Annotated in this window: 12 protein-coding genes and 1 pseudogene; 7 read left to right on the top strand and 6 right to left on the bottom strand. The window is 53.6% G+C overall.

All coding sequences use genetic code 11. The features are described from left to right. Positions 1 to 326 precede the first annotated feature (326 nt). Together kduD and EDC52_RS16650 are read left to right on the top strand one after the other, a co-directional pair. Positions 327 to 1,103, top strand: a complete 777-nt coding sequence (gene kduD, locus EDC52_RS16655) for a 2-dehydro-3-deoxy-D-gluconate 5-dehydrogenase KduD (protein ID WP_131866917.1) — start codon at positions 327 to 329, stop codon at positions 1,101 to 1,103. A gap of 56 nt (positions 1,104 to 1,159) precedes the next feature. Continuing rightward, entirely contained in the window at positions 1,160 to 1,798 is a 639-nt protein-coding gene (locus EDC52_RS16650) for an RpiB/LacA/LacB family sugar-phosphate isomerase (RefSeq protein ID WP_131866915.1), read from the top strand. Between the two features lie 146 nt (positions 1,799 to 1,944). Here the strand turns inward: EDC52_RS16650 and EDC52_RS16645 are convergent. After that, positions 1,945 to 2,280, bottom strand: a pseudogene (locus EDC52_RS16645) (SDR family NAD(P)-dependent oxidoreductase); the annotation flags it as partial. Between the two features lie 276 nt (positions 2,281 to 2,556). Between EDC52_RS16645 and EDC52_RS16640 the strand changes: the two are divergent. Continuing rightward, entirely contained in the window at positions 2,557 to 2,742 is a 186-nt protein-coding gene (locus EDC52_RS16640) for a hypothetical protein (protein WP_131866913.1), read from the top strand. A gap of 84 nt (positions 2,743 to 2,826) precedes the next feature. Here the strand turns inward: EDC52_RS16640 and fucO are convergent, their stop codons facing one another. Further along, positions 2,827 to 3,978, bottom strand: coding sequence for a lactaldehyde reductase (gene fucO, locus EDC52_RS16635; protein ID WP_131866911.1), 1,152 nt, complete (start codon positions 3,976 to 3,978; stop codon positions 2,827 to 2,829). A 418-nt stretch (positions 3,979 to 4,396) separates the two neighbouring features. On the opposite strand from fucO, the gene treA reads away from it, so the two are divergent. Further along, positions 4,397 to 6,061 (top strand): alpha,alpha-trehalase TreA, encoded by a 1,665-nt coding sequence (treA, locus tag EDC52_RS16630; protein WP_131866909.1) that lies wholly within the window; start codon positions 4,397 to 4,399, stop codon positions 6,059 to 6,061. A gap of 63 nt (positions 6,062 to 6,124) precedes the next feature. On the opposite strand, the gene EDC52_RS16625 is transcribed toward treA, so the two are convergent. Genes EDC52_RS16625 through EDC52_RS16615 form a run of 3 tightly spaced genes read right to left on the bottom strand, consistent with a single transcriptional unit; the run spans position 6,125 to position 10,328 of the window. Further along, a complete protein-coding gene (locus EDC52_RS16625) occupies positions 6,125 to 7,528 on the bottom strand; it encodes an efflux transporter outer membrane subunit (protein ID WP_196237775.1) in 1,404 nt (467 codons plus the stop codon). Between the two features lie 5 nt (positions 7,529 to 7,533). Continuing rightward, complete coding sequence (locus EDC52_RS16620) at positions 7,534 to 8,640, bottom strand: HlyD family secretion protein (RefSeq protein ID WP_131866907.1); 1,107 nt, start codon at positions 8,638 to 8,640, stop codon at positions 7,534 to 7,536. Further along, positions 8,637 to 10,328 carry an MFS transporter gene (locus EDC52_RS16615; protein ID WP_131866905.1) on the bottom strand — a complete coding sequence of 564 codons (1,692 nt, stop codon included), beginning with the start codon at positions 10,326 to 10,328 and terminating at the stop codon, positions 8,637 to 8,639. The genes EDC52_RS16620 and EDC52_RS16615 overlap by 4 nt, the downstream gene beginning before the upstream one ends. Before the next feature lie 356 nt (positions 10,329 to 10,684). Between EDC52_RS16615 and EDC52_RS16610 the strand changes: the two genes are divergently transcribed. The 3 genes from EDC52_RS16610 to EDC52_RS16600 are packed head-to-tail and all read left to right on the top strand — an operon-like array spanning position 10,685 to position 14,461. Then, the gene (locus tag EDC52_RS16610) at positions 10,685 to 12,835 is read left to right on the top strand and encodes a putative bifunctional diguanylate cyclase/phosphodiesterase (RefSeq protein ID WP_131866903.1); all 2,151 of its coding nucleotides are present in this window, start codon (positions 10,685 to 10,687) and stop codon (positions 12,833 to 12,835) included. Between the two features lie 44 nt (positions 12,836 to 12,879). Next, complete coding sequence (locus EDC52_RS16605) at positions 12,880 to 13,668, top strand: ABC transporter ATP-binding protein (protein WP_131866901.1); 789 nt, start codon at positions 12,880 to 12,882, stop codon at positions 13,666 to 13,668. Continuing rightward, a complete protein-coding gene (locus tag EDC52_RS16600) occupies positions 13,652 to 14,461 on the top strand; it encodes an ABC transporter permease (protein WP_131866899.1) in 810 nt (269 codons plus the stop codon). The genes EDC52_RS16605 and EDC52_RS16600 overlap by 17 nt, the downstream gene beginning before the upstream one ends. 188 nt (positions 14,462 to 14,649) lie before the next feature. On the opposite strand, the gene EDC52_RS16595 is transcribed toward EDC52_RS16600, so the two are convergent. Beyond that, positions 14,650 to 17,070 carry a phosphoketolase family protein gene (locus tag EDC52_RS16595; RefSeq protein ID WP_131866898.1) on the bottom strand — a complete coding sequence of 807 codons (2,421 nt, stop codon included), beginning with the start codon at positions 17,068 to 17,070 and terminating at the stop codon, positions 14,650 to 14,652. Positions 17,071 to 17,110 lie beyond the last annotated feature (40 nt).

Raw genomic sequence — 17,110 nt, 5'->3', positions numbered from 1 at the left:
ATGATGTGCGCTCTCAGAAAGTGAATATGAGCTGGCATTGCGCCCAGCTGACGCGGCGCGTTTTAGCTGTCGGCGCTTATTCAGTTTCAGCCACGAACTTTCCAACGGCCTTGCATTTACCCCAGCCTCTCTGTCTTCCTGCCTCTTAGGTCTGCTTATCGTCATGAAATGCAGCTAAGCGTTTTTTATTCAGACGTGATCCGGGTAGGTTTTTTTAACGTCGGGATGGATTAGAATAATATTTAAAACGATATTTCATTATTATTGAATTATCAAACTGATTTAACTATAATGTAACAATTGTCTTTTGGACTGATGTTGGATCTATGGGATTGAAAAATAACGTGCTGGATTCGTTCGCCTTGACGGGCAAGGTTGCACTGATTACCGGCTGCAACACCGGGCTGGGGCAGGCTATCGCTGTCGGACTGGCAGAAGCAGGCTGCGATATCATTGGGGTCAACCGCAGTGAGCCCGAGCAGACTGCCCAGCAGGTTTCGGCCTTGGGACGAAAATTTGTCAGTATCCGCGCCGAGCTTGGTTCGGTAGCGGTCATCCCGGGCATCATCAGTCAGGCTGTCGCCGCCTGTGGCAAAATCGATATTTTAGTCAACAATGCCGGCATCATCCGGCGGACTGATGCCTTGGATTTTACCGAGCAGGACTGGGACGATGTGATGAACGTCAATATCAAGACGCTGTTTTTCATGTCCCAGGCAGTCGCCCGTGAGTTCATCCGTCAGGGTGAGGGCGGTAAAATCATTAATATCGCTTCCCTGCTGTCTTATCAGGGAGGGATAAGGGTGCCTTCTTATACCGCATCCAAAAGCGGCGTGCTGGGCGTGACACGGTTGCTGGCCAATGAATGGGCCGCTAAGGGTATCAATGTCAACGCCATTGCCCCAGGTTATATGGCCACCAATAATACAGACCAACTTCGCTCTGATGAACAACGCCATCAAGAGATCCTGGGGCGTATTCCAGCCGGCCGCTGGGGCGAACCCGATGATATGAAGGGACCGGCGGTATTTCTGGCAAGTCGGGCTTCTGACTATATCAATGGCTACACCATTGCGGTCGATGGCGGCTGGCTTGCCCGTTAGGCAATAGCCGAGCATCCTTCGCGTATACTGAACATCTATCATTACGGAGTAAAAACATGAAAATCGCGCTGATCAATGAAAACAGCCAAGCAGCAAAGAACGAGCTTATTGCCGCATCTCTGACCAAAATCGTTGAACCGATGGGCCACCAGGTGTTCAACTATGGCATGTATTCCGCTGACGACAGTCATTCACTGACCTATGTCCAGAACGGCATCCTGGCCGCTATTCTGCTTAACAGTGGCGCTGTCGACTACGTAGTGACCGGCTGCGGTACCGGTGCCGGTGCCATGCTTGCCTGCAACTCTTTCCCTGGCGTCATCTGCGGTTTGGTTATAGACCCTTCAGACGGCTACATGTTTGCACAGATCAATGATGGGAATGCCATTTCCTTACCTTTTGCCAAAGGCTTTGGCTGGGGCGCAGAGCTGAACCTGCAGTATATCTTTGAAAAACTTTTTGAAGCCGAAAGCGGCCAGGGCTACCCGAAAGACCGCGTAGTCCCTGAGCAGCGTAACAAGAAAATCCTCGATGCGGTTAAGGCTGTTTCTTATCGGGATTTGATTTCGATTCTGAAAGATTTGGATCAGGACTTGCTGAAAGGTGCGATCAGCGGCCCCAAATTCAAAGAATATTTCTCTGCTAACTGCCAGGACCAAGCCCTGGGCAGCTATATTGAAAGTCTGCAGGCCTGAAAACGGCATTGCTGACAGCATTAATACTAACATGGCGCCCTTGGGCGCCTTTTTTTGCCGATAAAGCGCGAATATGATCGTACCACTCCCTGGTGAATACTGCGCCGCCATACCGGTCTGCGGTCGCACCGCAGTTGATACAGATATCAGGCTTGGGGAGGCTGACCATTTGAAGCAGACAAACCGCCATCTACCGGAAGATTGACCCCGGTGATAAAACGGGCATCTTCGCTTGCCAGAAAGGCGATGACATCTGCAATATCTTCTGGTTCCCCGCCGCGACCCAGGGGGATCCGCTCCATAAATTTCCCCATCAGCTGGGTGTCCTCTTTCATATCGCCGGTCATTTCCGTGAAGGTCAGGGTAGGGCAGACCGCATTGACGCGCACCCCATCCCGTCCGTGATCCATGGCCAGGGAACGGGTAAAATTGGTGATAGTGCCCTTGGCGGCGTTATAGAAACTCATGCCCCAATCGCCTCCCCAAGGATGAAAAATCGCACCAAGCAAGCGGGAGGAATGAGGCTATAGGGTTGATCTGGGGAGTGTTTGTTCGCAGCTGAATATGTTAATAAACGTAAACAAAACAAAAAAATCTATGCTTAGAAAGAAAACATACTTCTCGTATTGGGGGTTTACGTTTATAACGATATTCTCAGTGTCACATAAGGGCGCTAAGGTCATTTACCAGGCAGGCCATCAATGCTGCTCTACTGAGGGCAGCTACACCCATATCGCTCGAACATTCAGGAGCTACAGATGATTATTGACAGTATCATGCGTCTGTTGTTTGTCCTTACCGACAGGCCAGCCGAAGGGCAAATTTCTGGCAGCGATGTTGAATCGTTGTACAGTACGGTGGAATGCGAGAATACCCCGGTTTACATCCCGTCCGAAGTCTGGCAGCGGGTCAGTGAACTCAGCCAGCGCTACGACTTGCGTTAACTCTTTCTGTCGGCCTGGCGAGCAACCGAGAATATAGCCAATATCCTCCGTTGCTCGCTGTCTTACTATTGCGCCTGCGGCGGCTTAAAAGATGGCGCTATACAGTGCTTCAATATCCTTCACTGACGCTTGACGCGGATTGCCGCCGGTACAGACATCGGCAAATGCGGCCTCAGCCAAGGCGGGAATATCCTGCTCTTTCACCCCGATCTGATGTAAAGTGGCCGGAATTCCCACTTCGCGGCAGAGCAGTTTGACAGCGTCGATTGCCGCCTGACGCGCTTCATTCAGTTCCATGGCGTGAGCGTCCTTCACCCCCATTGCCAGCGCAATATCCCTGAATTTTTCACCGGTGCACGATGCATTGAAGGCCATGATGAGCGGCAGTAACACTGCGTTGGCCACGCCATGGGGCGTATCATAAAATGCGCCCAGCGGGTGGGCCATGCCATGAACCAGTCCCAGCCCGACATTCGAGAACCCCATGCCCGCGATGTACTGACCCAGCGCCATGTCCTCGACGCCCTGGGGGTCGCCGTTGACCGATGCCCTGAGAGAGCGGGAAATGATTTCAATAGCCTTGAGATGAAACATATCGGTCAATTCCCAGGCGGCCCGAGTGGTGTAACCTTCAATAGCGTGGGTCAGGGCATCGATACCGGTTGCCGCTTTAAGCGATGAAGGCATGCTGCTCATCATATCGGGATCAATGATGGCGACCAGCGGGATATCGTGCGGATCGACGCAGACAAATTTGCGGCGATGCTCTTCATCAGTTATCACATAATTGATGGTTACTTCGGCTGCGGTACCGGCGGTGGTAGGGATTGCCAGGATCGGCAGGCATGGGTTGCGGGTGGGAGCAATGCCTTCCAGGCTTCTCACATCGGCATATTCAGGATTGGAGCTGATGATGCCGATGGCTTTGCTGGTATCCTGCGGCGAACCGCCGCCGATGGCGATCAGATAATCGGCAGCCGATGCTTTGCAGGCTTCCACACCGGCCTTGACCACAGAAATAGTCGGGTTTGGAACGACCTGGTCAAACAGCGTGAAATCAAGACCTGCCTGGCGGAGTAAATCAGTCACTTTCGTTGCCACCTCAAAGCGGATCAGGTCTTTGTCAGTGACGACCAGCGCTTTACGATATCCACGCGCCTTGACCTCGTCGATAATATGGGCAATAGCCCCCCTGCCAAAGTAGGAAGTCTGATTAAGAATCATTCTGTTCGCCATGATGTTAGCCTTATTCAATGTGGGATGATCATAATATTTTCACTGCTTGAAAAAGGTCACAACATTAAATATCTGCGTGATATCACAGTTATGTCTTATGCTTTGGCGATGAATAAAAGCCACTGTAAAAGCCGACACTAAATGTATTTTCGCTGTTATTTCTGATAATATATCCACCGTAATGTAATAAGGCAGTTAATGATATTTTACGATTAATTTACATGATTAAATCGAGCGTAATGCAACTGGCTGTGAAATATTTCCGATTTCTCTTAAACCCTCTCAAACGGGCATGCACTGGGATCCCTTTCGAAATATCGTCACCAAATATGACAAAGGTGCTCAAGGCAGGCTATCTATGGCTATAGTTATCAGTCGGGCGCATTTTTAACAGCGTATAGCAAAAGGAGAACAGCCTATGATTACACGCCCTTTCCGGTGGACCTGGAAAAGTTTTCTATCCCTCGGGATGGCGCTCACTGCCGCTTCTGGCCTGTCATATCCGCTGAAAAAAACGAAAAATAAAGCACAGAGCCATGGTTTTCAGGCACCGGATGAGCTTTTGGGACAACTGTATATTGATGTGCAAACCGCCAAACTTTTTGCTGATCAGAAAACCTTCGCCGATGCGGTTCCACGCCGGGAACCTGCACTTATCATCGCGGATTATCAGTTCAAGAAGCGGCGGAAGAACTTCAAATTGCGTCGTTTCGTCGACAAAAATTTTATTTTTCCAACAGACCGGGTGAAATACGTGCCCCCTGCCGGGCAGAGCCTGCGTGAGCACATTCATACTCTATGGCCGGTGCTGATGCGCAACACTTCTACGGTAAGGCCCTATGACTCGTTGCTGGCGCTGCCCCATGATTATGTGGTGCCGGGCGGCCGTTTTCGCGAAGCTTATTATTGGGATAGTTACTTCACCATGCTTGGACTGGCGGAAAGCGACAAGTGGGACGTCGTCCAGCAAATGACTGATAACTTTGCACACGAAATCGATCTCTATGGACTTATCCCCAACGGCAATCGCAGCTATTATCTGACGCGTTCCCAACCCCCATTTTTTGCGTTAATGGTGGACTTGCTAGCCTCAAGAGAGGGTGAGCAGGTATTTTTGAAATACCTGCCGCAAATCAAAAGGGAGTACGGCTACTGGATGAAGAACTCAGCCGGCCTTAAGCCGGGCGAGGCCAGTGACCGGGTGGTTTGTATGTCTGACGGCGCATTGCTTAATCGCTATTGGGATGATTACGATACGCCGCGCACTGAATCTTATCTGGACGACATCATCACCGCCGGTGAAGCCAGCCATCGCCCCGCTGCAAAAGTGTATCGCGACTTGCGCGCAGGAGCTGCGTCCGGCTGGGATTACAGCTCGCGCTGGTTTGACGATCCGATGGAACTGTCCTCCATACGCACCACCGAAATTCTGCCGGTTGACCTTAATGCGCTGATGTATCAGGTAGAACATATCCTGGCCAAAGTCAGCGTGCTGGCAGGCGATCAGCCGGCCGCCAGCGAGTACAGCCAGCTTGCCGAGCGGCGACGTAAAGCCGTGAACGACCACCTCTGGGATGAAGCGGCCGGCTATTACTCTGACTATGACTGGCAGCATGGCAAGCTGCGTGATCATCTGACGGCGGCAATGGTTTTCCCTCTCTATACCCAGATTGCCACCCCAGAACGCGCTGCGCGTATCAGCGAGGTGGTCCGGACGCACTTGCTCAAAGAGGGAGGCCTGATGACCACTCTCAATGTGTCCGGCCAGCAATGGGATGCGCCCAACGGTTGGGCTCCCCTGCAGTGGGTAGCGGTTGAGGGGTTTCGCAATTACGGCGACGAGACCCTTGCTCGGGATATCGCCCTGAGCTTCCTGGGCAATGTTCAGCGCCTGTTTGATAATCAGCATAAGCTGGTGGAAAAATACGTGGTGGATGGCAATGGGCTGGGCGGCGGCGGCGGCGGTGAATATCCTTTGCAGGATGGCTTCGGCTGGACCAACGGCGTCACGCTTAAGCTACTGGAGCGTTACAGCGATTTCCTGCCCAATCCGGTTGATCCTTCTCAGCCGCTGAAAAAGTAGCCTGTCTATACACCAGCGTCAGCCATGTCCCACCCTGTGAGTAGACGTCCAACAAGCGGCTTCTCAATTGCCGCTGGTGGTCGGTGGCGCCTGCCAGCCTCCGCCAAGCGATCGATAAAGGTCAATCTGGGCCAGCAGCAGGTTGTTTTTTAACTGGATGACATTCTGCTGAATGCTATAGAGCGATCGCTGTGCATCCAGTTCCTCCAGGTAAGAGGCATAACCATTAACATAACGATTATGGGCTATCCGCAGGGCGTCCTGCACCACCTCCTGCTGTTTCTCCAGTTCGGTAAGCTGCTCCTGCAGGCGCTGAATGGCATCGATACTGTTATTGACTTCGCCAAAGGCGGTGCGCACCACTTTTTCATAGTTATACAGCGCTTGATTTCGCCCGGCGGTAGAGATATCCACCTGTGCATTAAGACCCTGACGATTGAGGATCGGCGCCAGGATGCTGCCGCCGATGCTCCAGAGTCTGAGAGGATTGTCAATCAGGTTTTCCAGCGCCGAGTCCTGCAGGGTACCGGAAGCAGTCAGATTTAACGATGGCAGCAGACTGGCTCGGGATGCGCTGAGCGTAGCGTCCGCCGCGACCAGTTGACGTTCAGCCTGGACGATATCAGGGCGTCTACGCAATAGCTCTGAAGGCAACACCGATGGCAGTGGCAACGGCCTAAGCCGGTCTGCTGTCTTGCCGCGATAGAGGGCCTGTGGGTTAGTGCCCAACAGGATACTGAGCGCGTTTTCCTGTTCAGTTATCTGATGTTGCAACACCGGTATCTGCCCGCGTGCGGATTGATATTCCGCTTCGGACTGTACCCACTCCAGACGGGATGAATAACCGGTTTCAAACTGTCGCCGTGCCAACTTCAATGAATTGGCGCGCGATTCGAGCGTCGCGCGCGTCAGTTCTAACTGCTGAAACAGGGAATGAAGAGTCAGGTAACCCGACGCCACCGAGGAAGCAACGCTCAGTACCGCAGCGGCGGCGGCGGCTTGCTGAGCTTCAAGTGTGGCCCGGGCAGCAACGGCGCCATAACGCTGCCTGCCCCAGATATCGACGTCATAGCTGGACTGCAGGGTGCCTTGATACACTGTAGTATGAATTGGCTGGCCGGTCGCGGACGAAACCACCCGTGCGCGAGTGCCGTTGATCCCCGTCTCCAGGGTGGGCAGTCGGTCACCCTCAATGGCGCGCAAGCGGGCCTGATATTCGTACACCCGTGAGCGGGCGGTCAGGATATCGTCATTATTGCGTAGCGCTTGCTGAACCAGTGCGCTCAAGACCGGGTCATTGAAGCCCCGCCACCAGCCAGATTCGATTGCTGAGGCCGGGCCGACTTGCTGACGCCAGGCTGCCGGGATCATCAGGCGATCGGGTGCAATCGGTTCATCGGACTGATGACAGGCGGCCAGCAGCATAACCAAGACCAGGCCGCCGGCAGGTAAATATTGGGGAGGCATAGGCTTCACGGCTTTGATCCCACATCGCGACCATCACTGGCGGTATCGATACCGACCTCTACCGACATACCTGGGCGTAGGCGCTGATATTGCTGGCGATCGTCTTTTTCAATAGCGATACGAACCGGAATACGTTGGGAAATTTTGACAAAATTGCCGGTTGCATTATCCGCCGATATGGCACTGAATTCTGAGCCGGTCGCCGGTGATATACTCTCCACCACACCGTTGAAATGAGCATTATCCAGGGCATCGACGGTAAAGTTCGCTTGCTGGCCCAGACGAATTGCCGCCATTTGCGTTTCCTTCATATTGGCTATTACCCACATCTGGTCCGGCACCAGGGAGGTCAAATGGGTGCCGGCATTGACATAAGCTCCTTCCCTGACGGAAATCTGTCCCAGCTGGCCATCGCGAGGTGCAATGATTCTGGTGTTGGCCAAATCGATTTGTGCCAGCTCAAGCGCGGCCTGGGCATTGGCGACATCAGCCTGAAGCGAGGCCCGGTTGACCACGACCGTTTGGATATCCTGACGCGCCATTTGCAGCGAGGCCGTGGCTTGGGCAACATCAGCCTGTGCCTGGCTATAGCTCGCCCTGGCTGCATCACGCTCGCGCAGGGATAATGATCCGTCAGACACCAGATCTTCCACTCGTCTCAAATCAAGTCGGGCTTTTTCAGCCTGCGCCTTGGCATTGGTCACCGCTGCCTGGTTGCGCGCCAGCGCTGCCTCACTACTGAGTCGCTGCTGGATATTGTTGGCCAGGGCAGCTTTTTTCATCGCCAGTTGGGCTTCGGCTTGATGGACGCGCTGGCTGTAGATACGTTGGTCAATGGTCATCAGTACATCTCCCTGATGCACCGTAGCGAAATCCTGTACATTGACCTGGACGACATAGCCGTTCAGCTGAGGGCTGATGACCGTTACCTGGCCACGCACATAAGCATTATCGGTCGATTGAACCTGACGGGTGAAAGGAGGTAACTGCCAGGCATAAAGGATCACCAGAACGCCAACCACTGCAATGGCGACCGAAACCAAAATCGTCAGGATACGAATATTGCTGCTTTTTTCCTTCTCCGGCACCTGAGTGTTCCCTTGTTGACTCATTCACCCTCCGTCACGGTTGTCGCCTTTGTACTGCCTTCATTTTGTCGGACCTCTTTAGACACCTGCCGTTGCTGTTGTCTGGCCTGCATTCGCAAACGGAACAGCCGCCATAGAATCCATACCAGCGTCATCAAGGCGATAGCCGCAGTCAGCATGTATACATCATTATACGCTAAGGTATTGGCTTCACGGGTAGCCAGAGCCTGCAATTGGGCCATCCCCTGAGTGGCGGTGAGTGCGCTGTCGTTTAGTACGCCGGCATAGGCGGCGGAATAGCTGTTTACCCGCTCGGCCACCAGTGGGTTTTGCAATGTGAGTTGCTCAGTGAGCTGGCTGGAGTGGTATTTCTCCCGCACCACCTGGAAGGTGCCCAACAGGGCCGAGCCCAGTAGGCCGCCGAGGTTCTGGCTCATGCCGAACAGCACCGAGAAGCTGACCAGATTCCTGGGATCGGCAATCACGCCGCCGATACCGGCCAGCATTGCCGGCGTCAGAAAAAAGGCACCGCCGAAGCCCAGCAGAAACTGACTGAAGTAGAGGTTTTCCGGACGAGTCAAACTGTTTGACTGCGCATCCAGCAGCGAAGCGAAGATCATCAGCACCAGCGCTATGATGATCGGCTGGCTGAGCTTTTTCGGGTTAATGGTCAGCGCACTGCTGGCTAGACCTGCCAGCATCCCCAGCAAAATGGCTATCGACAGGCCGCGCAATTGATCATTGAGCAGGCCAATCTGCTGCAGGTAGGCTATTGCGCCAGTATTCTGTTCGGCGAGCACTATTCTTATCAGCAACATAATCAACCCGAGGCGCACGATGCTGCCGCTGCTCAGCCAGCGGGTATTGAGCAGGGGATTGGTGCGATGATGTTCAAATACGATGGCGGCGATAATCAGTGTCAGGGCGATAGCCAGGGAAATGCCAATCCATGGCGCTGAAAACCACCAGTCGATTCTGCCCAGTGATAAAACGCCGCAAACCAGCGCCATGCCCGGCGCCATCAGGATGAAGGTGATGAAGTCCTTTTTTTCGAACACCTTGTTTCGATCGCTAGGCGGTAGTTTGAGCAGCAGTACGCCGGCCAACGACAACAGTGCCAAGCCTAACTCAAACAGATAAAGACCGCGCCACTCTTCAAGCTCCAGCAATTCAGTCGAAAATAATCGCGCCAGTGGAATCGCTAACTGGGCGGTACCAATACCGATGGTTAGCGCCTTGAGCCGATGTCGGGCCGGAAATGCCTGAATTTGATAATAGATTGACAACGAACTGAGCGCCGCGCCGACCATACCGTGGGCTGCCCTGACAAACAGCGCCGAATTGAGATCGTTGACGAACAGGTGAAAAAAGGTCACCAGCACATACAGCACCAGAAAAGCTTCGGTAAAGACCCGCAGGCCATACTGCTGGCGAAATTTAACCAGCAGCAGGTTGATTGAGACATTGGTCATCATATAGACCGCGGGCAGCCAGGCAATTTCATTCGAATAGGCGCTAAACGATCCCTGCAGGTTGGTCAGGTTTGCCGTCACCAGTGCATTTCCCAACCCCCCGGTGATAGAGACCAGAATGCCTACCAGGCCATAAGCGATGCGTTTAGACGTCGGGTGATAAGGGGTTGATGGAGAACCTGGAATTACCGGTTTTTCATGGGGCAACCATTCCCGCGGTGCGTAGGGATCTGTTTTCATCTTGGCTGGCAGTGGTTCAAAACAAATGATCCATATGATCGATTACCCTACAAAATTAGCATGACATTAATTGAATTCACAGTCCCATGGCTGATGTCTGCCTCCCTTATCAGGCAGGCGCTTTGCTGCATTAGCCTGCAGTGTCGACTATAATGTGCTGATAATCCATCTATGATTTATCAGGCGGCAGGCAGCAGGCAGCAGGCAGCAGGCAGCAGGCAGCAGGCAGCAGGCAGCAGCATCCGCTATCGGTTAGCCAAAAAAAAGTTATATGATGGAGTCTTCGCTGCAAGCCTCGCGGCGCGATACCGATATCATCCTAATTTCCTAGCACCGTCCCTTATGAAGAGGCATCAATGAGCCCAAATTCTTCTGACATGGCCGAAACCAGACGTCTGGCAATTCTGGACGAATATGGCATCGACGCGCCATTGAATGAGGAGACGTTCAACCGGCTCATTAATCTCACGGCCAACATTTTCAATGTGCCGATCGTGTTAATATCTCTGGTTGAGTCAGAACGGCAGTTGTTTGCGGCCAGTTTGGGCACGGCTTCCTGTGAGACGTCCCGTGATATCTCATTTTGCGCTTATGCTATCAGGCAAGACGATATTATGGTCATTGCCGATACCCATGAAGATCCCCTGTTCAGAGATAACCCTTTGGTGACTGGCGACCCCCATATACGCTTTTATGCAGGTATTCCGCTACTGTCCCCCTCAGGCTATGCGCTGGGTACGCTGTGCATCATCGATCGCAAACCCCATTCCGGGCTGAGTGCTGCCGACAGACGCAATATGAAGGATCTGGCGGCGTTGGTAATGGATAAACTCGAAATGCGCCGGCTTGAGCTGGCACGGTCCGCCAGTCAGAATCGCTTTGAAAATATAGCGCAGACTTCGCCAGACGCGATTATCTGCAGCAACGAACAGGGCCTCGTCACTTTCTGGAATCAGGCTGCGCGGAAGATGCTCGGTTATACCAGCGAGGAAATCGTCGGATGTGATCTGAGCCTTATCCTGCCTGATGCCATTATTGATGAAATGCACCAAATGGCCGGTACGCGGGAAGAGCGTATCGAAGCGGGTACCATGGAGTTGATGGTGAAATCCAAGGATGGCCTTTTCCTGCCGGTGGAACTCTCTGGTTCTATGTGGGTGGAAAACCAGCAGGTCAGCTTTGGCGCCATCCTGCGCAATATCACCAGCCGCCGTCACAATGAAGAGAGACTGTTCAGACTGGCCCATATGGACCACCTGACCGGTCTTGCCAATCGTACATTGCTGTCAAACAGCCTGGAGCAAGTGCTGCGCGATGAAAAAGCCGCCACCATCATGCTGGTGGATCTTGATGGCTTCAAGGATGTCAACGATAGCCTTGGCCATGCCGGCGGCGATGCGGTGCTGGTCAGCGTGGCGGAAAGACTGAGGACCGGGGTACGCACCGGCGATATTGTCGCCCGGATGGGCGGAGACGAGTTCGCTCTGGTATTGCCCACCATGAATGATCCGCGCCGCGCCGCGGAAATCGCTGATGCGCTGATTGATAATATCGCTAAAATAACCTCGGTAGAAGGGCAGCAGATTTCCATTGGAGCCAGTATCGGTATTGTTCTCTACCCGCTGCATGGCATCACTATTCAGGAACTGTTGACCAGTGCGGACCTGGCGCTTTATCAAGCCAAGGCTGAAGGACGCAATTGCCGCCGCTTTTTTACCAGCGAGCTGCGGGCTCTTTCCCAGGCCAAACGCTCCTATCAGTCGCAGCTTGCCCGAGCTTATGCCGAGCAAGAATTCGAGCTTTATTATCAGCCGCAGGTCCGTCTGTCTGATAATGCCATCATCGGGGCCGAGGCGTTGCTGAGGTGGCATCACCCGGAGAAAGGGCTGCTCGGGCCTGGCGCCTTTCTGGCCGCGCTGGATTCGGGCCCTTGGGCGGAACGCGTGGGTGAATGGGTGATCCGCACCGCCTGTCGGCAGGCGGCCGCGTGGCGCAACGCAGGCGTCACTGATTTTCGCATCGGCGTGAACCTCTTCAGCGTGCAGTTTAAAACCGGAAATCTGGCTCACCAGGTTCACAGTATACTGGCGGAATGTGGTCTGGCGCCGGAGGCACTGGAGCTTGAGATCACCGAAAATATCATCTTGAGCTATGACGAGAATATGCTGCGCCCCTTGAATGAGTTGCGCGAGGAAGGCGTGGGTATTGCCTTTGATGACTATGGTACCGGTTATGCTTCGCTCAGCATGCTGAAAAACTATCCGGTAACCCGACTTAAAATTGATCAGACCTTTGTCAGGGCTATGTGTAACTCCCCCTCAGATGCCGCTATAGTGCGTGCTATTCTTTACCTTGGGGCCAGTTTCAAACTAGAGGTTATTGCCGAAGGTGTTGAAAGCATTGAACAGTATGAGAGCCTTAAACGCAAAGGCTGCAAGGAGGCTCAGGGCTTTTTGTTCGGCAAGCCCATGCCGGCCGATGAATTCGCGCTTTGTCTGGGATTGTAACGCAGTAGCCTGGCAAATTAAATCATGAGTCAATGAGGCTTGACATGGCATTACCCAAGTTATCCATTCAGAACGTCAGTCGCCAGTTTGGTGAGTTGACGGCATTGGCGCCGACCGATCTGACGGTTGATGACGGAGAATTTATTTGTGTGGTCGGCCCCTCAGGCTGCGGTAAAAGTACCTTGTTCAACCTGATCTCCGGGGTGCTTGCCCCGGACAGCGGTAAGATAATGATCGATGGCCAGGATATCACCGGCCGCAGTGGTCACGTGGGCTACATGCTGCAAAAAGATTTGCTGCTGCCATGGATGACGGTTATTGATAATATCGTGCTGGGTGCGGTGCTTACCGGTGGGGCGACCCGGGATCAGCGTGCCGCCGCGGTTGCTCTGGCCAAGCGTTACGGCATTGGTGAGTTTATTAACCATTATCCTTCAGCGCTGTCCGGCGGTATGCGTCAGCGCGTCGCCCTGATGCGTACTCTGGCGATGCAGCATGAGGTGATGCTGCTGGATGAGCCTTTCGGCGCCCTCGATTCCCAGACCCGCCTTTCAATGCAGCAGTGGTTGCTGACGGTATGGGCTGAACAGAAAAGAACGGTTATCTTTATCACCCATGATACTGATGAAGCGATATTGCTGGCCGATCGGGTAGTCGTAATGACGCCCCGACCCGGCCGCGTGCGCGAAATAATCAAGGTGGATATTCCGCGCCCAAGGCCTTTATCCTGTCTAACCAGCCCTGAGTTTATCAACATCAAACGCCAGATTCTCGACTTGGTCTATACCCATACAGACACACAGGAATCCCTGCTCAATGTCCTTCATTCGTAAGCTTCTGCTCCCTGTCGGCGGCCCGGTTGTGGCGCTGGCGATTATACTGCTCGTGTGGGATTTGGCGGTGAGGATTTATCAGATTCCTGCCTATGTCCTGCCATCCCCTCAGTTGACCTGGGCTCATGTGCTTTCTGATCTGCCGGTATTGTGGGAAGGATTTCGAATAACCTTCCTGACCTTCCTGTTGGGGTTTGTACTAGGGGCGATGGCAGGCTTTGTCTTTGCTGTGATAATGGATGCCACCCCGTGGGTGCGTGGTGTGCTTTACCCGATCCTTATCGCCAGCCAAGCGGTGCCGGTTATTGCCATTTCCGCCGCCCTGACCATCTGGCTGGGCTTCGGTCTGGCGCCCAAGCTGGTCATCGTTGCGCTGGTGGTTTTTTTCCCGGTAGTGGTTAATGTTCTGGACGGTCTTAACTCGGTTGATCGCGATATGCTCAATCTGGTGAAATCCATGGGCGGGTCCAGATTAAGTATATTTCGTCATGTAAAACTTCCCGCCACCTATACACCGCTGTTTTCGGCGCTTAAGCTTTCAGCCACGTTCAGCGTGACCGGTGCGGTCATCGGCGAATGGACCGCATCAACCAGCGGCGGGCTGGGTGCCTATCTGCTGCAGGCTAATTCACGACTGAATACCGCCGGTACCTTCTCGGCCATCGGTTTTCTGGCATTACTCGGCGTGCTTAGCTTCCTGCTGGTCATATTGTTGGAATATCTGATGACTCCCTGGCGTAATGGGTCTAAAGCCCGACGCTGGTCCCGCCACTACTGGCGCGACGGCAAATAATGTGCAGTCAGGTTACCTGAGGTGTTTGGCCAGTAGCTGCGTTTTGGCTACCTGTGCTGCCTTAGCGCAGCGATTCTCTAGACATTGCACAGCGAGTCGGCAAATTACGATTAATGCGCTGTGCCAAGGCCCTGAGATCCGGTTCAGAGCCCTGATGCAGTTTGGCGTGTAGTCCTTATCCAGACGCTTTATCCAGCAGTCTTTTGATTTATCGCCTGCCAGGTCCAGTCGCGGACCTCCGGCAGATCATCGCCAAATTCACGCACATGATGGTAGTGCTGCTCCAGTTTCTGTTCAAGCAATCTGGCCAGTTGGTCAGCTTTGGCATTCCCGCGCAGCTCCGTCACGTGATGAAGGGCAGCCAGGGCCAGATGGTACCGGTCTACCTGATTGAGCACCGTCATATCAAACGGGGTAGTTGTGGTGCCTTCTTCCATAAAACCATGCACGTGTAGGTTGGCGTGGTTACGCCGTTTGTACGTCAGCCGATGGATCAGTGCAGGGTAGCCGTGCCAGGCGAAAATAACCGGACGATCGGTCGTAAACAATTGATCGAATTCAGCGTTCTGGTAGCCATGTGGATGTTGGTCGCTGGACTGCAGCGCCATAATGTCGACCACGTTGACAACCCTGACGGTCAGTTCGGGAAGATGCTGACGCAGCAGCTCGACGGCGGCCAGCGTCTCCATGGTCGGCACGTCGCCTGCACAGGCCATCACCACATCAGGACCGTGCTCGCTGTCATGCTCATTCCCGGCCCACGGCCAGATGCCCATCCCTGCCTCGCAATGCGCTATCGCTTCTTCCATCGTCAGCCACTGTGGCTCGGGCTGTTTGCCGGCAATGATGACATTGATACGGTCATAGGTGTTGAGGCAATGATCACCTACCCACAGCAGGGTGTTGGCATCAGGCGGTAGATAAATGCGCACTACATCCGCTTTTTTGTTGGCTACCAGATCGACAAAACCGGGATCCTGATGGCTGTAACCGTTATGATCCTGCCGCCAGACATGAGAAGAAAGCAGATAGTTAAGGGAAGATATAGGCTGACGCCACGCCAGCTTGCGGCTCACCTTCAGCCATTTGGCATGCTGATTGAACATTGAATCTACAATATGTATAAAAGCTTCATAACAGGTAAATAGCCCGTGCCGACCGGTCAGCAGGTATCCCTCCAGCCAGCCCTGGCAGAGATGCTCGCTGAGAACCTCCATCACCCTCCCGCTGTGGGATAGTTGTTCATCGTAAGAGCGGATCTCCTGCATCGTTACCCGACTCGTGGCTTCGAACACCCGACTCAACCGGTTTGATGCGGTTTCATCCGGACCGAACAGGCGAAAGTGTGCCTGTTCTTCATTCAGCGTGAAAATATCCCGCAGATAGGCGGCCAGGACAGCGGTCGACTGCGCCTGAACTTCGCCGCGTCTGCAGATTTTAACCGCGTAATCGGCAATTGGCGGCAGGCGCAGCGGCTTTCGCAGCAGGCCGCCATTGGCATGAGGATTAGCCCCCATGCGCCTTTCTCCCTCCGGCGCCAGCCGGCGAAGCTCGTCTTTCAGGCAGCCAGAATCATCGAACAATTCCTCCGGCCGATAGCTGCGCAGCCATTGTTCCAGAATATGCCGATGGCCATCATCCTCACGGCATTCAGCAACCGGCACCTGATGGGAGCGCCAGAAGTTTTCCGTCATCTTGCCATCGACTTCCTTTGGCCCAGTCCAGCCTTTAGGACTGCGCAGAATGATAAGCGGCCACTGCGGGACGCCTGTCTGTGCTGTTTGCTCACGCGCCTGGCGCTGAATGTTATGTATATGATCGAATGCCTTATCGCAGGCGATAGCCATATCCTGATGCATTATCGCCGGGTCATCGCCCTCGACAAATAGTGGGAGGTAACCATATCCGCGAAATAGCTGTTCCAAATCCTCATCACTCGTGCGGGCCAGCAGCGTAGGATTGGCAATTTTATAACCGTTCAGATGCAGTATCGGCAGTACCGCACCGTCCCTGGCCGGGTTTATAAATTTAGTTGAATGCCAACTGGCAGCCAAGGGGCCGGTTTCGGCTTCACCGTCACCGATAACGCAGGCGGCGATAAGGTCAGGGTTGTCGAATACTGCGCCATAAGCATGTACCAGCCCATAGCCAAGTTCACCGCCCTCATTGATAGAGCCCGGCGTTTCTGGGGCGGCATGGCTTGGGATCCCTCCCGGAAATGAGAACTGACGAAAGAGTTTGCGCATGCCTTCGGCATCGTTGCCGATATCCGGGTAAATCTCGCTGTAGCTGCCTTCAAGCCAAGTATTGGCTACCATGCCCGGGCCGCCATGGCCTGGGCCGCAGATATAAATCAGGTTTAGATCACGGGCACGAATAATTCGATTGAGGTGGACATAGATAAAATTGAGTCCCGGCGTGGTGCCCCAGTGCCCCAGCAGGCGTGGCTTAATATGTTCAGGTTTAAGAGGTTCACGCAGCAGTGGGTTGTCGAGCAGGTAAATTTGGCCGACAGAGAGATAATTAGCCGCTCGCCAGTATCTGTCCGTCAATGAAAGAGTATTGGCGTCCGGAGGGCTAACGGCTGACGGGGTCTCAGGGTTATTCATATGATCACTCCATTAAAATTTTTCTAAGGAAATAAAACCG

The organism is Biostraticola tofi (genome assembly GCF_004343195.1).
In the GTDB taxonomy this organism is placed as follows: domain Bacteria; phylum Pseudomonadota; class Gammaproteobacteria; order Enterobacterales; family Enterobacteriaceae; genus Biostraticola; species Biostraticola tofi.
Note: the sequence above shows the minus strand (reverse complement) of the source record. Positions and strands in the feature narration are given on the sequence as shown.

Coding starts and splice junctions, on each gene's coding strand:
- kduD (WP_131866917.1), top strand. CDS start 327: ATGGGATTGAAAAATAACGTGCTGGATTCGTTCGCCTTGACGGGCAAG.
- EDC52_RS16650 (WP_131866915.1), top strand. CDS start 1,160: ATGAAAATCGCGCTGATCAATGAAAACAGCCAAGCAGCAAAGAACGAG.
- EDC52_RS16640 (WP_131866913.1), top strand. CDS start 2,557: ATGATTATTGACAGTATCATGCGTCTGTTGTTTGTCCTTACCGACAGG.
- fucO (WP_131866911.1), bottom strand. CDS start 3,978: ATGGCGAACAGAATGATTCTTAATCAGACTTCCTACTTTGGCAGGGGG.
- treA (WP_131866909.1), top strand. CDS start 4,397: ATGATTACACGCCCTTTCCGGTGGACCTGGAAAAGTTTTCTATCCCTC.
- EDC52_RS16625 (WP_196237775.1), bottom strand. CDS start 7,528: ATGCCTCCCCAATATTTACCTGCCGGCGGCCTGGTCTTGGTTATGCTG.
- EDC52_RS16620 (WP_131866907.1), bottom strand. CDS start 8,640: ATGAGTCAACAAGGGAACACTCAGGTGCCGGAGAAGGAAAAAAGCAGC.
- EDC52_RS16615 (WP_131866905.1), bottom strand. CDS start 10,328: ATGAAAACAGATCCCTACGCACCGCGGGAATGGTTGCCCCATGAAAAA.
- EDC52_RS16610 (WP_131866903.1), top strand. CDS start 10,685: ATGAGCCCAAATTCTTCTGACATGGCCGAAACCAGACGTCTGGCAATT.
- EDC52_RS16605 (WP_131866901.1), top strand. CDS start 12,880: ATGGCATTACCCAAGTTATCCATTCAGAACGTCAGTCGCCAGTTTGGT.
- EDC52_RS16600 (WP_131866899.1), top strand. CDS start 13,652: ATGTCCTTCATTCGTAAGCTTCTGCTCCCTGTCGGCGGCCCGGTTGTG.
- EDC52_RS16595 (WP_131866898.1), bottom strand. CDS start 17,070: ATGAATAACCCTGAGACCCCGTCAGCCGTTAGCCCTCCGGACGCCAAT.